Here is a 15,413-nt window from a genome sequence, read left to right on the forward strand (position 1 = left end):
CCGGGCTTCCCCTACTGACCGGGTCGGCAGCCGACGACGGATCAGCGGTTGGACGGCGGGATCAGCAGGCGAAGTCGGTGGCGGCGACCCAGACGTCGTCGCCGTCGAGCCGCACCACGGTGCCCTTGGTGCCGTACCGGTGGACGAACAGCGGTGCCTGGTCGGAGACGACGGTGGCGCGCGGCAGGGTGAAGCCGATCGAAGCCCACTCGTCGGACTCCGCTGTGCTGACCGCGGTCAGCGCGTAGCTGCTGAGCTGTCCGTCGCCGTCGGGACAGGGCAGTTCGACCGACGATGCGGCCTGTACGTCGGCCACCCCGAAGGCGCCCGTCAGCAACTCGGCGTGGCTGCGCGGGGTCGGGGCGGCGGTGGTGCCCGGTCGGGGGTCGGCGGGTGCGGGCCGGGACCGGTCGGATGCCGGTCGGCAGCCGGTGCTGATCCACAACTGCACCACGCCGGCGCGGATCAGTTCGCCGCGGACCGCGACGAAATCACCGGCGTCGGCACCGAGCCGCGACCGGCCGGTGGTTGCGTCGTGCCGGGCTATCGCGGCGTAGCTGGCCGGGAGCCGGCGGGCGATCCGGTCGAGCAACGCCGGGCCGGAGTCGGGCGCCGTGTAGGCGGTGAGCACCCGGGTCAGTTCGGCGCCGGGGCGCATCGGCGTGATCCGGCAGCCGGCGCTGATCTGTTCCTCGGCCAGCACCACCACGCCGGCGTCGCCGACCGCAGCGGTCAGGTCGATCGCCGCCCGGTCTACGACCGGGCGGGCCTGCCCGATGTCGCGCTGCTCGCGGACGGTCGGGCTGTCGTCCCGCTGGGACTGCACGGCCAGGCCGAGCAGCAGGACGATCCAGGCCACTGCGGCGGCCGCCAGCCACCACCGCCACCACCACCGACGCACCGGGCTCTGACCAGCGGCGCTCGGCGGCGTGGCGGCAGATGACGGCACCTTGGCAGATGGCGGTCCCGACGACGACGGCGGCGGGACCGCTGCTGCCGGGTGTGCCGGCGGGACGGCCGGGGTCGCGGGCGGGTCGTCAGTCACCCGGCCATCGTGCCAGGCACCGGCCGGGGCAGCCGGCCGGCCCGGCAGCCGTCAGCGCCCCGGCCGCCCCGGCCGCCCCGGCAGCGGTCAGCAGCCGACCTCGACGGGCCGGCCGATCCGCTGCTCCGGCAGCTCCCGATCCGACCCGTCCCAGCCGGGCTCGCTCGGCACCGCATCCTCGTGGACCAACTGGTCGCGGACCAGCTCGTCGCGAACGGCCACGTCGTCGCGGGCTGGGTCGTCCCGCCGGTAACCGGCCGGGTCCGGTCCCGCCGCCGACGCGCCGAAATTGTCCGGTGCGCTCGACGCGAGCCGGTACCCGACGCCCCGTACGGTCTGGATCTCCAGGCCGCCGCCGGCACCGCGCAACTTGCGGCGCAGCCGTTTCACGGCCGAATGCAGGATGGCCGTGTCGCCGAGATAGGCCCCACCCCAGACCGAGCCGAAGAGCCGTTCGTAGGTCCAGACCACCACCGGCGGGGTGGCCAGCCGGGCCAGCAACTCCCGTTCCAGTCGGGTCAGCGCCAACGGCTTACCCCGCCAGGTGACGAGGTGGCCGGGCACGTCGACGACGAGGTCGCCGAGCACGACCGGCGCCGCCGGCTCCGGGTCCTCCGCCGGCACGGGCGGGAACAGCATCGCCCGTAACTCGGCCAGATCAGTACAGATGACTACCGTGCCGCAGTCGTCGAGCCGTCTCACGACGCGCTCACGGACGGCTACGTCAGCGGTGACACACACGACCAGTGGCACCTCACCGTTGACCACCGCACTCCTCCCCAGGTTGCTGCGTGTCATCAGACAACGCCGTTTAGTCGCCGGAGTCAACAGCGACAGTCACCGATACCACTGCAGCCCGACGCTCGACCACGTGTTGCCCGGGTACTGCCTGAAAACTGCCCAACAGACCCCATTGATCACCAACGTCGCCCACTAAAGCATGACTCGTAGCCGCCGTGCGGAAACTATCCGTAGAGCACTACCCGCACGCGACTTGGGCGGATTCGGGCTTTCCGGTCCGCTGACCCCGCGGTCCGGCGAGTACGGACCGCCTACGAGCATGGGGGGACCGCGTGGTCGACCTGCCCCGCCGCCGAACCGGACGACACCATAGTGATCGCAGCACCGCCCGCCGCCGCGTCCACGGCGGCCCGGGCCGGCTGCTGCACCGGATGTTCACCGCTGGGCTGATCACCCTGCTCGCGGTGACCGCCCAACCCGCCGCCGCGACCGCCGCACCCGGTGCCGGCCCGGTCGACGGGTCGGCCACCGCGCCGATCAGTGCCGAACTCGCCGCCGAACTGGACCGGGACGGCACCGTCGACTTCATGGTCTACCTGCGGGACCGCGCCGACCTGGCCGGTGCGGTTGATGCCGTCAGCGCCCGAATGCCGGCCGGTGACCGTCGCGCCGACGCCCGGGCCGAGGCTGTGTACCACGAGTTGACCACCACAGCCCAGCGCAGCCAGCAGAGCCTGCGCAAACTGCTCGACGGGCGCAAGGCCGGCTACACCGCGTACTGGATCGCCAACGCGGTCCGGGTCACCGGCGACCGGGACCTGGCCGACCGGATCGCCGCCCTGCCCGAGGTGCAGCAGCTCGAACCAGCTCGCAGCTACCCGCTGCTCACCCCGGAACCAGCCGAACCGGTACCGCCGGTCGGCGACGACGCCGGCACCACCGCCGTCGAGTGGAACATCGACGACGTCCGGGCGCCACAGGTCTGGTCCGAATTTGGCACCAGCGGCGACGGGATCGTCGTGGCCACCATCGACAGCGGCGTCGAGTTCGACCACCCGGCGCTGGCGGCCAGCTACCGGGGAGCCGGCGCCGGCGGCTACGACCACGACTACAACTGGTTCGACCCGACCGGCATCTGCCCGGCCGGGACCCCCTGTGACAACAACGGTCACGGCACCCACGTCACCGGCACCATGACCGGCGACGATGGCGGCGACAACCAGACCGGGGTGGCACCCGGTGCCCGCTGGATCGCTGCCAAGGGCTGCGAGGTCACCAACTGCTCCGACGCGTCGCTGCTGGCCGCCGGCCAGTGGGTGCTCGCCCCGACCGACACCTCGGGCGCGAACCCCCGGCCGGAGCTGCGCCCCGACGTGGTCAACAACTCGTGGGGCGGCGGACAGGCCGACCCGTGGTACCGGCAGACCGTCGACGCCTGGATCGCCGCCGGCATCTTCCCGGCCTTCGCCATCGGCAATGAGGGACCGGGCTGCGGCACCGCCAGCTCCCCCGGCGACTACCCGCAGGCGTACGCAACCGGCAACTACGACGCCGACCACCGGATCGCCACCCGGTCCAGCCGGGGCGCCTCGCTGGTCGACGGATCGGTCAAGCCGAACATCGCCGCGCCCGGCACCGCGGTCCGCTCCAGCGTCCCCGGTGGCGGGTACGCGGCGTACAGCGGCACCTCGATGGCCTCCCCGCACGTCGCCGCCACCGTCGCGCTGGCCTGGTCGGCGGCGCCGACCCTGCACGGCGACATCGCCGCCACCCGGGCCCTGCTGGACGGCACCGCGATCGACACCGACGACACCAGTTGTGGCGGCACCGCCGCCAACAACAACAACTTCGGTGAGGGACGGCTCGACGCGTACGCCGCCGTCGAGGCCGCCCCGCGCGGACCCGCCGGCCGGGTGACCGGCGTGGTCACCGGCGACGGCGACCCGCTGCCCGGGGCCACCGTCGCCGCCGGCGACCGCAGCGTCACCACCGGCACCGACGGCGGCTACTCGCTGACCCTGCCGACCGGTGAGTACACCGTCACCGCCAGCGCGTTCGGCTACCAGCCGGACAGCGCCACGGTCACGGTCGCCGAGGACGGCACCGTCGAGCAGGACTTCGACCTGGCCGCCACCACCCTGGTCACGCTCAGCGGCCGGGTCACCGACGCGTCCGGCCACGGCTGGCCGCTCTACGCCCGGGTCGAGGTCGACGGACGGCCGGAGACGGTCACCTACACCGACCCGGCGTCCGGCCGCTACACGCTGACCGTGCCCGGCGGCACCGCCGTGACGCTGGTCGCCACGGCGACGCTCGCCGGGTACCAGCCGGCCCGGGTGGAGGTGCCGGCCGGGGAGACCGACCGCACCGTGCACCTGGCGGTGCCGGTCACCGCCGAGTGCATCGCACCCGGATACGTGGCCAGCTTCGGCGACCCGCTGCTCGCCGAGAGCTTCCCGACCGCCGACACCCCGGACGGCTGGTCGGTGGTGAACCGCGCCGACGGCGGCGGTTGGGAGTTCTCCGACATCGGCTCCCGGGGCAACCTGACCGGTGGCGACGGCGGCTTCGCCAACATCGACAGTGACGCGCTCGGCGTCGGTGAGGTCCAGGACACCGACCTGGTCACCCCGATGCTGGACCTGTCCGGAGCGGACGCGCCGTACCTGCGGTTCGCCAGCGACTGGCGGGCGGTGGGGCTCAGCGACAGCGCCGAGATCGGTGTCTCGGTCGACGGCGGCGCCAGCTGGACCAACGTGTGGCGGCACACCACCAGCCGGCGCGGGCCGCGCACCGAGGAGATCCCGCTGACCTCGGTGGCCGGTGCCGACGAGGTGCTGATCCGGTTCCGCTTCCAGGGCAGCTACGCCTGGTGGTGGCAGGTCGACGACGTCGAGGTGGTCGACCGAAGCTGCACCCCGCTGCCCGGTGGCCTGCTGGTCGGCAACACCACCGACCACAACACCGGGGCCGCGCTGAACGGGGTCACGGTGGCCAGCGCCACCGACCCGACGGTACGGGCGGTCTCCGCCGCCACGCCGGACGACCCGGCCCTGCCCGACGGCTTCTACCAGCTCTTCTCGCCGCTGGTCGGCGAGCAGGAGTTCACCGCGACGCGGGCGCCGTACCAGGTGCGGAGCCGGACGGTGACGGTGGTCGCCGACCGGGCCCGCCGGGCCGACTTCTCGGTCAAGGCCGGCCGGCTCACGATCAGCCCGACCAGCCCGGTCGTGTCCCATCAGCCGTACGGCAGCACCCGCAAGGCCAAGGTGACGGTGACCAACACCGGCAGCGCACCGGCCGAAGTCGAGATGCTGGCCGGCGACGGTGGCTTCAGCCTGCTGGCCGGTGACGGGGCCCCGCTGGTCGAACACAAGGTGAAGGGGGTCAGCAGGGCCTGGCAGGGCCCGGCGTACGGTGCCCCGGCCGGCGCCGCGCCGACCCGGATCACCGCCGCGTCGGCTGCAGCCGGTGCCGGAGCGGCCGCCGACGCCTGGACGCGGGCACCGGACCACCCGACCGCGGTCTTCGACAACGCGGCCGCCACGCTCGACGGCATGGTCTACTCGGTCGGCGGCGGCAGCACCACCGGCACCGAACAGGACGCCTGGGTCTACGACCCGGTCACCGACGCCTGGAGCGCCCTGCCCGACCTGCCGACGGCCCGCAGCAAGCCGGTGCTCGCCGCAGCCGGCGGCAAGCTGTACCTGTTCGGCGGTTGGGGTGCCGGTGGGACTCCGGTGGCGAGCGTCGACGTGTTCGACCCGGCTGCCGGGACGTGGGCCACGCTGTCCGGGGTGACCAGCCCCGCGCCACGGGCCGCGGCCGGGTCCGCTGTCATCGGCGGCACGATCTACCTGATCGGCGGCTGCATCGACGGCACCTGCACCGACTCGCGTACGGTGCTGGCGTTCGACACCGGCACCGGCACGTTCCGGTCCCGGGCCGACTATCCGGTCGCCGCGTCCTGGCTGGCCTGCGGCGGGATCGGTGAGCTGGCGTACTGCGCCGGCGGTGCCGGCACCGTCGAGTACCGGTCGACGTACGCCTACGACCCGGCCACCGACGCCTGGAGCCCGTTGCCGGACCTGCCGCTCGACCTGTGGGGCGGGCAGTACGCAGCGGCCGGTGGCCTGCTGGTGATCGCCGGCGGCGTCACCGGGGCGTCCACCACGGTGACGAACCGTACGGTCGGCTTCGACCCGGCCGCCGGTGAGTGGCGGGACCTGCCGAACACCGAGTTCGCCCGGTACCGGGGCGCCGGTGCCTGCGGGGCGTACAAGGTCGGTGGATCACCGAGCTCGTTCGTCGGTTCGGCACAGGTGGAGGTGCTCGCCGGGCTGGAACTGTGCGACGCCGCGGCCGATCTGCCGTGGCTGGTCACCGATCCAGGCAGTTTCACCCTGGCCCCCGGTGCCTCCCGGACGGTCACCGTCACGCTGGCGGCGACCGCCGAGGCCGGCGTGGACCAGCCCGGCCGGTACGCCGCGACCCTCGGGCTGCGGTCCGACACCCCGTACCCGGTGGGTCAGGTGGACGTGCAGATGAACGTCTCGCCGCCGGCGTCCTGGGCGAAGGTGCAGGGCACGGTCACCGGGGTCAGCTGCGCAGGGGTCGAGGTCGGGGTGGCCGGGGCGACGATCCGGCTGAACTCGCTGACCGATCCGGGCACCGGCTACACACTGCGCACCGGCGCCGATGGTGGGTACGGGTACTGGCTGCCACGCGGACAGTACGAGATCATCACCGCGAAGGACGGCTGGGTGCCGCAGGCCCGACAGGAACGGCTGCCGGCCGGGATCGTCACCACGGTCGACAGCGTGCTCGAACCGGTCGATCCCTGCCCGGCCCGCCTCGGTGGGATCTGACCGGGGTGACCGGACCGTCCGGCGGCGTGTCTGACCGATGGTGAGAACGGGTGCCGGGCCAGCCCAGCTCTGGCCCGGCACCCGCCGGCGGTCAACCCGGAATCGTCACGGGTTGACCGGGCATCGCACCCAGTCCCGGCCCTTCACATACGACCAGGAGCAGGTGTGCACAGAGTGGCCTTTACGGTTCCGCAGGAATGCCTTGTCACCTTCGACATCCCACACGAAACCAGCCGTGTTCCAGTAGACGGTCCGTGCGGTGTCGTCACCGGCACCGGAACGCAGCCACACCCGGCCACCTTTCCCGGGAATGACGACGTCGCCGAACCGGTAAGTCCGGCCGTTCTTGTTGTGCACCGTGTAGCCCCGCAGGTTGATTGCTTCCTTACCCCGGTTGACCAGTTGCAGCCATTCCCGGTTGGCGAACGTTCCGCTGCCGTCGTTGACGCCGTTCGGGTGGTACTGGACGCTGTGCACCCGCAGGCTGGGTGCAGCACTCGCAGGTGCGGCGACGGTCATCGAGGTGACCAGCCCGAGCATCGCCGCAGCCAGGACACCGACAGTCTTTCGCATGATTCCCCCCATGGGATGAGCAATTTTCGCAGGCTTCGGATGAACCGAAATCCGATTCGCCGTCCGCCCGCTACCGCCATGGAAAATTGTGGGCGATGGGCCGCCCAATTCACCAGAGAGTGACGTCATCAAGTCAGTTCGTCCTGCTGCACCGTCATGTCGGGCGCTGTTGACTTGTCGGCGCGGCCACCCGCCGGAGCGACCAGGGTGACGCCGTCGGTCGGCCGTTTCCACTGTCCACGAGGCGACAGGAAGTACCGACGGCGGGGAATGCGCCGCCGGTGTCGGTCACGAAGCAGACAGGCCGTCGCCCCGGAACTTTTTCCGGGGCGACGGCCTGTCGTCGGGGTCGGGCCGGGCGTCAGCTGCCGACGGTCACCGAGACCTCGTTGACTCCCTGGGCGGCGGTCACCGCGGTGTCACCGTTGCCGTGCCGGGACAGGGCCCGCAGGGTCCAGCTGCCCGGTGCGGCGAAGAACCGGAACTGGCCGGCCGGCGAGGTCACCACCTCGGCGGTGAACTCGCCGGTGGCGTCCAGCAGCCGAACGTACGCGCCGGCCACGGCTTCGCCGTCGGCGGACCGCACGGTCCCGGTGATCACGGTTTCTTTGGCCAAGTCGACGCTGGCCGGCAGCGGTGCCGCCTGGTCCGGGGCGGCGCAGCCCGCCGCATTCGCGGCGTTCGGTGTGGTCGCAGCGGTCATCGTCACGCCTTCCCGGGCTCGTCGCCGAGCACCACCGGCACGCCGATCAGCGAGCCGTACTCGGTCCAGGATCCGTCGTAGTTCTTCACGTTGGAGTGGCCGAGCAGCTCCTTGAGCACGAACCAGGTGTGCGAGGAACGCTCGCCGATCCGGCAGTACGCGATGGTGTCCTTGCCGTCTTCGAGGCCGGCCTCGGCGTACAGGGCGCGCAGCTCGTCGTCGGACTTGAAGGTGCCGTCCTCGTTGGCGGCCTTGGACCAGGGCACGTTGACCGCGGTCGGGATGTGCCCGGCCCGCTGCGCCTGCTCCTGCGGCAGGTGGGCGGGGGCGAGCAGCCGGCCGGCGAATTCGTCGGGCGAGCGGACGTCGACCAGGTTCTGCGTGCCGATCGCGGCCACCACCTCGTCGCGGAACGCCCGGATGGAGCTGTCCGGCTCCTGGGCGACGTACTGGGTGGCCGGGCGGGCGACCACCTCGGTGGTCAGCGGTCGGGCGTCGAGCTCCCACTTCTTGCGGCCACCGTCGAGCAGCTTGACGTCGCGGTGGCCGTACAGCTTGAAGTACCAGTACGCGTACGCGGCGAACCAGTTGTTGTTGCCGCCGTAGAGCACCACGACGTCGTCGTTGCCGATGCCCCGCTCGGACAGCAGCGCTTCGAACTGCGACTTGTTGATGAAGTCGCGGCGTACCGGGTCCTGCAGGTCGGTCTTCCAGTCGATCTTGACCGCGCCGGCGATGTGCCCGCCGTCGTACGCGGAGGTGTCCTCGTCGACCTCGACGAAGACGACGCCCGGGGCGTCGAGGTTCTTCTCGGCCCAGTCGGCCGAAACGAGTGCGGTGTCGCGACTCATCAGATCACTCCCTGGTTGGTCTCCCCCTTGCCCGGCGGGCCGCCGGTGCGGAGGAAAGCGGATCGGTGGCGAGTCCATGCCGCAGGTTGTCGCACCTGTGCGGGACCCTGGAGGACGGATTACGGACGTGCGACGGCGCCACTGCCGGGCGATGGTGAGAATTCTTCGGCGCTGGTCACCGACCACAGAATGGGTCGACGACAGCCCGCCGGGTCAGCCCGCCGTCAGAGGACCGGGCGACACAGGCAGGTGGCCACACGGCACAGGTCGACCGCGCGCCGCTTGGTGAGGAACTTCCCCATGGGGCCGAAGCTTACCAGCCTGTTTCCGGACGGTCACCGATCCGACCACTCAATGGGACATTCGCGGGTTGAGACCTACGCCATCCCCGCCGGAGACAGTCGGCCGAGCAGGCTGATCAGCCGAATGCGCTCAGCGGCACGTCGGTGGCAGTGGCGGTGACGGCGAGACCGGCCGGCGTCACCGCCACCTCCTGCAGGTCGAGCTGGAACGGCAGGGCGGGCAGCGGCACCGCGATGGACAACTGCTGGGCGTAGGCCTCGACGAACCCGCGGGCCGCCTCGTCGCCGGGCAGCCCTTCGGCGGTGAGTTCGTCGAAGCGCAGCAGCACCTCGCCCTGGGCGACCTCCAGGTCCGCGGTACCGGTCAGGGTGACCTGCTGGCCGAGGATGTCCACTGGGGCGGTGACGCCGAGCCGCCCGTCCTGTTCGGACAACTCCACGCCGGGCTGGTCGATCAACTGGACGATACTGTCGTAGGAGACCGTGGCGGTGCCCTGCACGGTCTCTGCGGTGACCTCACCCTGGCCGGTACGCAGCGTCTCCAACGGCGCCTGTACGCCCCGCGCGTCGACGTCGAGGGTGGGCAGCCGCACGCTGTTGCCGTTGACCGGCGCCGACACGTCGCGCAGCACGATCGAGACCGACTGGTAGCGGCCGGTGGCGACCTGGCTGAGGAACGGGAACCCGCCGATCGAGACCTCCGGCTCGGAGGATTCGATGTTCTGCCCGGCAACCTGCTGGCGAACCTGGTCAGCGACCGCCCGTTCGGCGTAGGCGACGGCGACCCGGTCGGCGACGACCAGGACCAGCGCCAGAACGAGCAGCAGCACCGCGACGACAGCCAGCAGCCGGCGCGCTCGTCGGCCCGGTTGCCGCCGAGGACGCGACCGGCGGACCGGTTCCTCCTGGTACGCCGGATAGGTCGACACGGTTCCTCCTCGGCTGCGGACGAATGCGCCGTACCGTATCTACCCAACCTGAATACGGCTCACCCGGCACCGGCCCGACCAGGCGCCTCACCTGACCGACCCGGCGCCTCAGTTGAAGATCAGCACACCGAGGGCGTAGGACAGCGGCGCGGCGAGGGCGAACCCGCCGAGCGGTCCCTGCATGTGGCGGGCCACCCACATGGTCGGCGGTTCCCCGGCCATCTGCCGGCTGGCCTCGGCGTAGCCGGTGGCCAGATCGACCAGGACCGCCGCGCTGGCCGCGACCAGGCCGACCAGGGCCGCGGTGACCGGGGTGAAGCCGACCACGTAGATGCCGAGCACCGCGCTGGCCAGCGTGCCGACCATCGCACCGAGCACCACGCCGGTGGCGCCCCGGGGCACCTGCGGGGCAAGCCGCGGCCGGGCCACCACCGCGTCGGTGAGCCGGGCGGTCATCAGGGCGATGCCGGTGCCCGCCAGCGCCACCACGATGGTCTGGGTACCACCGAGCTGCAGCCGGCTGAGCACGATCAGGGTGGCGAAGGCGACCACTCCGACGACGATCTGCAACGTGGCACCGAGCGACTCGGTGACCCTGGTGCGGTCTGCCGGCCGGATCAGCTGGGCGAGCACCGCGACGACGAAGCCGCCTGCCGCGGCGTACCCGACCGGGGCCAGCGACGCGACGGTCGGCAGCAACGCTCCGATGTCGGCGGCGGCCGCGGCCAGCAGGCTCACCCCGCCGATGACCGGCATCGCCGGTGGCCGGATCGCCAACGTCCAGGAAATCACGAAGAGCAGTTGTACGCCGAAGACGACGATGGTGAACGGGGTCCGGGCCAGCCCTGGCCCGGCGGTCTGCCCACCGAAGATCAGCCCCAGGGCCAGCAGCACGGAGAATCCGGCCACGGTGAGCGAGATGGTCCGGCTGACCGGCACCGGCGCCGACGTGGACCGGCTGCTGACGGTCTCCTGTTCCCCGGTGCGGTCCGGCCGGTCAGTCGCGCCCGACGGAGCGGCGTCCTCGCCGGCCGCAGCGGGCGCACCACCGGGAGCGGGCGCGTGGCCCGGGGCAGGCGCCGGAGCCCGGCCAGGGGCCGGGCCGGGAGCAGGTGCCCGACCCGGTACCGGCGCGGACGCCCGACCGGGACCGGGTGCCCGGCCGGGGGCGGACGCCCGACCTGGGGCCGGTGCCCGGCCCGGCACCGGGGGGCCGGGGTCCGGCGGTCCCGGGACGACGGCGCGACCGGGGCCGCCCCGCATGCCGCCGGGCCGCCCGCCGGGCGGTGACCCGGCCAGCGACTCCCGGCTACCGTCAGGCCACTGTCCGCGACCGGCCTCGGATGGCGTGGAGGGATGCACGCCCTGATGGTGCCAGACGCGACGGGTGGTCCGCTGGCGACGGCGCGGGGCCGCTATGGCCGACTGCACAGATGAACAGCTCACCGCCCCGCTGTTTCCGGCACCTAATCGGTTAAGCTCATGGCTTAACCACCCGTCAGCGAAGCCGGGGTTCGACGCCACTGTCTGCGGTGACGGCCACGTGGCCGGCGTCCGCGGTCACCACGCGCGGCCGGGACAGGCCGCGAGGACGGAGGTGATGTGTGGAAATCCTGCTGCTGGTAACGGCCCGTGCGGGCGAGCCGTCGGCCGTACTGCCCGCACTCGACCTGCTCCCCCACTCGGTGCGGACCGCGCCCCGCGACGTCCGCACCCTGGTTTCCGGGCCGAGCCCGGACGCGGTCCTGGTCGACGCCCGGTCGGAGCTGTCCGAGGCCCGTGCGACCTGCCGGATGCTGCATGCCACTGGTCTGGGCGTCCCGCTGGTCGCGGTGGTCACCGAGGCCGGCCTGATCGCGCTGAACGCCGACTGGGGCGTCGACGACGTCATCCTGGCCAGCGCCGGCCCGGCCGAGGTGGAGGCGCGGCTGCGGTTGGCGGTAGGTCGGCTGACCAACGCCACCTCAGGCGCGGGCGGGCTGATCCGGGCCGGCGAGCTGACCATCGACCCGGACACCTACGCGGCAAAGCTCAAGGGCCGTCCGCTCGACCTGACCTACAAGGAGTTCGAGCTGCTCAAGTTCCTCGCCCAGCACCCGGGGCGGGTCTTCACCCGCGACCAGCTGCTGCGCGAGGTCTGGGGCTACGACTACTTCGGCGGTACGCGGACGGTCGACGTGCACGTGCGGCGGCTGCGGGCCAAGCTCGGCTCGGAGTACGAGTCGATGATCGGCACGGTGCGCCAGGTCGGCTACAAGTTCGTGGTGCCGCCGAGCCGCTCGTCGCTGCCGGACACCGAGCCGGCACCGCTGCCGGTGTAGCCGGCAGGTCCAGCCGGACGACTGTCGGTCTAGCGGATTCTGCCACCTACCGTGGCGCAACACCGAAACATCAACTGAGGCGCCATCCGGATCTGTCCGGATGGCGCCTCAGTCTTTCGTCCGAATAGATCGTTTATATCGGTTATCGACCGTTTCATGTAACCAGCCAGCGGCAGCCTCCTAGCGTCGGGCAGACACGACCGACCGACGGTGGGAGGGCTGCAGTGACGGTGCTGGCGGGTCTACGTGGGCTGACCATCGCCGCAGTGACTGTGACGGCCGTCGCGACCAGCGCGTACCTGCTGGGTTCCAGCAGTGCGCCGGCCGAACGGGCGGACCCGGGCCCCACGCCCGCGCCAGCACCGGAGCCGACCCGCAGCGGACCCGACCCCGACCTGATGCCGCCGCCGGCCCGGTCCACGGCGGCGCCGTCGTCGCCCGCCGGGGCACCGGATCCGGACCAGCTGGACGGCGCACAGCCGGACCCGGACCGACCGGACCCTGAGCAGCCGGACCCCGACCATCCGGCGGCCCGGCTGCCGGCGTACGCCCCACTGGCCCCCGACCGCAGCGGACCGCACGGCACCCGGCGGACCAGCGGCAGCGCCGCAGTCGCCCTCACCTTCGACGACGGCCCGCACCCCGTGCACACCCGGCAGACCCTCGACGTGCTCCGCCAGTTCGGGGTGAAGGCGACCTTCTGCCTGGTCGGCCGGAACGTGGTCGCTTATCCCGAGCTGGTCCGGGCCATCGCAGCCGATGGGCACACCCTGTGCAACCACTCGTGGAGCCACGACTTCGACCTCGGCGGCTACCCCACCGCCGCGATCCGCGCCGATCTGATCCGCACCTCCGAGGCGATCCGGGTCGCCGCCCCCGGCCACCCCGTCTCCTACTATCGCCAACCCGGTGGCTTCTGGACTCCCGCCGTGGTCGAGGTGGCGCGGGAACTGGGCATGACCTCGATCCACTGGACCATCGACCCGGCCGACTACTTCCAGCCCGGTGCGGGCAGCATCACCGCGACGGTGACCGCGCAGGCCGTACCCGGGTCGATCGTGCTGCTGCACGACGCCGGTGGCAACCGGACCGGTACGGTGCTGGCGCTGCGCTCGATCCTGCCGAACCTGCGGCAGCGTCTCCTGGTCGACGCGTTGCCGCCGATGGCCGAACCCGCCGACCAGCGCAGCCGCCGGCTGCACCTGCGCACCGGTCAGCTCTGACCTGCGAACCCGCCGCGCCGGCGAACCCACCGGCCCGCTGATCCACCGGCCCGCTGATCCACCGCGCCGCGACGGGCGGACCCGGCGGGAGATACGGTGGGGCACGTGGCTGAGCGGGTGACCCAGACGATCACGACCGTCGAGCGGTCCGACCGGCTCGACCCTACCCAGGTCGACCAGGTACTGAAGCTGGCTGCGGCCGCTGCCGACACCGACGGCGCCGACCCGCTGCCGGAGCAGGTCGTCATCGGACTGCGGAACGCGGCCTGCGCCCGGCACCTCACGCTGACCGCCCCGACCGGCGAGATGATCGGGTACGCGAACCTCGACCCGACCGATCCGGCCGGCCCGGTCGCCGAACTGGTGGTCCACCCGACGCACCGGCGACGCGGGTACGGTCGTCGACTGCTCACCGGGCTGCTAGACGCCGTCGACCCCGCCGTCCCGCTGCGCGTGTGGGCGCACGGCGACCATCCGTCGGCTGCCGCCCTCGCTCTCGACCACGACCTGGTCCGCGACCGGGTGCTGTTGCAGCTGCGCCGAAAGCTGGCCGACCCGCTGCCCGAGCCGGACCTGCCGACCGGGGTACGGATGCGATCGTTTGTGCCGGGTCAGGACGACGCGGCCTGGGTGGCACTCAACGCGAAGGCGTTCGCCGACCACCCCGAGCAGGGCCGCTGGGGGTTGCCGCAGCTGCATGCCCGGATCGCGCAGCCGTGGTTCGACCCGGCCGGTTTCCTGCTCGCCGAGGATCCGGCCGGCCGGCTGCTCGGCTTCCACTGGACCAAGGTGCACACTGGGCCGGCGGTCGGCGAGGTCTACGTACTCGGAGTCGACCCGGACGCGCACGGCGGCGGTCTCGGCCGCGCGTTGACCCTGGCCGGACTACGCCACCTGGCCGCTACCGGGCTGCACCGGGCGATGCTCTACGTCGACGAGTCGAACACCGCCGCGGTACGGCTCTACACCCGGCTCGGCTTCTTGCGCTGGTCGGCCGACGTGACCTACCGCCGGCGCTGACCGGCCGGCCCCGGCCGACCGGTTGATGCCCGCGCGGGTCAGCCGAACCGACCGGTGATGTAGTCCTCGGTCGCCTTGACCTTCGGATTGCTGAAGATCCGCTGCGTGTCGTCCATTTCGATCAGCTTGCCGGGGTGGCCGGTGCCGGCGATGTTGAAAAAGCCGGTGCGGTCGCTGACCCGGGCCGCCTGCTGCATGTTGTGCGTGACGATGACGATGGTGAACTCGGCCTTCAGCTGGTGCATCAGGTCCTCGATGGCGAGGGTGGAGATCGGGTCCAGCGCGGAGCACGGCTCGTCCATCAGCAGCACCGCCGGCTTGACGGCGATCGCCCGGGCGATGCACAGCCGCTGCTGCTGCCCGCCGGAGAGGCTGGAGCCGGGCCGGCCCAGCCGGTCCTTGACCTCCTCCCACAGGTTGGCGCCGCGCAGCGTCTGCTCGACCAGTTCGTCGAGGTCGGCCTTGCGCATCCGACCGCCGTTGAGCTTCACCCCGGCCGCCACGTTGTCGTAGATCGACATCGTCGGGAACGGGTTGGGACGCTGGAACACCATGCCGACCTGCCGCCGTACCGCGACCGGGTCGACGCCGATGCCGTACAGGTCGTCGCCGTCCATGGCGACCTTGCCGGTCACCCGACCGCCGGGCACCACTTCGTGCATCCGGTTCAGCGAGCGGAGGAAGGTCGACTTGCCGCAGCCGGACGGGCCGATCAGCGCCGTCACGGAACGCGGCTCGATGGTCATGTCGACCTGCTCCACGGCCTTGAAGTTGCCGTAGAAGATGTCGAGGTCGGAGACTTCGATGCGCTTGGCCACTTGAGGGGTCCTTTCCGCG

11 protein-coding genes and 2 pseudogenes are annotated in these 15,413 nt (G+C 72.1%); 4 read left to right on the forward strand and 9 right to left on the reverse strand.

Annotation, left to right across the window (positions count from 1 at the left end; all coding sequences use genetic code 11):
• Nucleotides 1–61: 61 nt before the first annotated feature.
• The gene (locus O7621_RS01630; protein ID WP_282232405.1) at nt 62–1,045 is read right to left on the reverse strand and encodes a hypothetical protein; all 984 of its coding nucleotides are present in this window, start codon (nt 1,043–1,045) and stop codon (nt 62–64) included.
• Nucleotides 1,046–1,354: 309 nt separating this feature from the next.
• Nucleotides 1,355–1,813 (reverse strand): annotated as a pseudogene (locus O7621_RS01635) (winged helix-turn-helix domain-containing protein); the annotation flags it as partial.
• 404 nt (nt 1,814–2,217) lie between these two features.
• Here O7621_RS01635 and O7621_RS01640 point away from each other — a divergent pair.
• A complete protein-coding gene (locus O7621_RS01640) occupies nt 2,218–6,654 on the forward strand; it encodes a S8 family serine peptidase (protein WP_282234821.1) in 4,437 nt (1,478 codons plus the stop codon).
• A 105-nt stretch (nt 6,655–6,759) separates the two neighbouring features.
• On the opposite strand, the gene O7621_RS01645 is transcribed toward O7621_RS01640, so the two are convergent.
• The 6 genes and pseudogenes from O7621_RS01645 to O7621_RS01665 form a co-directional block, all read right to left on the reverse strand.
• On the reverse strand, nt 6,760–7,227 hold the full coding sequence (locus O7621_RS01645; RefSeq protein ID WP_282232406.1) for a lamin tail domain-containing protein: 468 nt from the start codon (nt 7,225–7,227) through the stop codon (nt 6,760–6,762).
• 361 nt (nt 7,228–7,588) lie between these two features.
• Nucleotides 7,589–7,930, reverse strand: coding sequence for a DUF1416 domain-containing protein (locus tag O7621_RS01650; protein ID WP_282232407.1), 342 nt, complete (start codon nt 7,928–7,930; stop codon nt 7,589–7,591).
• Nucleotides 7,931–7,932: 2 nt separating this feature from the next.
• Nucleotides 7,933–8,781, reverse strand: coding sequence for a sulfurtransferase (locus O7621_RS01655; protein WP_278171731.1), 849 nt, complete (start codon nt 8,779–8,781; stop codon nt 7,933–7,935).
• A 224-nt stretch (nt 8,782–9,005) separates the two neighbouring features.
• Nucleotides 9,006–9,086: pseudogene (locus O7621_RS29135) on the reverse strand (Ms5788A family Cys-rich leader peptide); the annotation flags it as partial.
• 113 nt (nt 9,087–9,199) lie between these two features.
• Nucleotides 9,200–10,012 (reverse strand): DUF2993 domain-containing protein, encoded by an 813-nt coding sequence (locus tag O7621_RS01660; protein WP_282232408.1) that lies wholly within the window; start codon nt 10,010–10,012, stop codon nt 9,200–9,202.
• A 108-nt stretch (nt 10,013–10,120) separates the two neighbouring features.
• Nucleotides 10,121–10,951, reverse strand: coding sequence for a hypothetical protein (locus tag O7621_RS01665; RefSeq protein WP_282232409.1), 831 nt, complete (start codon nt 10,949–10,951; stop codon nt 10,121–10,123).
• A gap of 665 nt (nt 10,952–11,616) precedes the next feature.
• Between O7621_RS01665 and O7621_RS01670 the strand changes: the two genes are divergently transcribed.
• The 3 genes from O7621_RS01670 (at nt 11,617) to mshD (ending at nt 14,576) form a co-directional block, all read left to right on the forward strand.
• The gene (locus O7621_RS01670) at nt 11,617–12,333 is read left to right on the forward strand and encodes a response regulator transcription factor (RefSeq protein WP_278171736.1); all 717 of its coding nucleotides are present in this window, start codon (nt 11,617–11,619) and stop codon (nt 12,331–12,333) included.
• A 266-nt stretch (nt 12,334–12,599) separates the two neighbouring features.
• Nucleotides 12,600–13,556: a polysaccharide deacetylase family protein gene (locus O7621_RS01675; protein ID WP_282232410.1), complete on the forward strand. Its 957-nt coding sequence runs from the start codon at nt 12,600–12,602 to the stop codon at nt 13,554–13,556.
• Nucleotides 13,557–13,661: 105 nt separating this feature from the next.
• Entirely contained in the window at nt 13,662–14,576 is a 915-nt protein-coding gene (gene mshD, locus O7621_RS01680; protein ID WP_282232411.1) for a mycothiol synthase, read from the forward strand.
• Nucleotides 14,577–14,614: 38 nt separating this feature from the next.
• Here the strand turns inward: mshD and pstB are convergent, their stop codons facing one another.
• Nucleotides 14,615–15,394 (reverse strand): phosphate ABC transporter ATP-binding protein PstB, encoded by a 780-nt coding sequence (gene pstB, locus O7621_RS01685; RefSeq protein ID WP_282232412.1) that lies wholly within the window; start codon nt 15,392–15,394, stop codon nt 14,615–14,617.
• Nucleotides 15,395–15,413 lie beyond the last annotated feature (19 nt).

Origin of the sequence: Solwaraspora sp. WMMD937, from assembly GCF_029581175.1 — a bacterium.
Lineage (GTDB): Bacteria > Actinomycetota > Actinomycetes > Mycobacteriales > Micromonosporaceae > Micromonospora_E.